Here is a 272-nt window from a genome sequence, read left to right on the forward strand (position 1 = left end):
TCAAGGTCCACCGGCACCCCGCCCTGATCCACGGCAATCACGGCTTTGGTGGCTGGAGTCAGTGCCGCTGCCACGGTGTCCGCAGTGACGCAGCCGGTGCGGATGTCGACGTCGGCGAACACGGGACGCGCGCCCACGTACGTCGCGGCGTTTGCTGTGGCGATGAACGAGAACGACGGCACCACCACGTCGTCGCCAGGACCAACTCCGGCTACGGCCAGGGCAAGGTGCAAAGCGGACGTGCAGCTTGAAGTCGCCACCGCGAAGCCTGC

1 protein-coding gene is annotated in these 272 nt (G+C 67.3%); it reads right to left on the reverse strand.

All coding sequences use genetic code 11. The features are described 5' to 3' along the window. A partial coding sequence (locus SB679_RS24280; protein ID WP_410704812.1) for a DegT/DnrJ/EryC1/StrS family aminotransferase occupies positions 1–272 on the reverse strand: 272 nt, incomplete at both ends.

The sequence above is a fragment of the Chryseobacterium sp. SIMBA_029 genome (genome assembly GCF_046535275.1).
Lineage (GTDB): Bacteria > Bacteroidota > Bacteroidia > Flavobacteriales > Weeksellaceae > Chryseobacterium.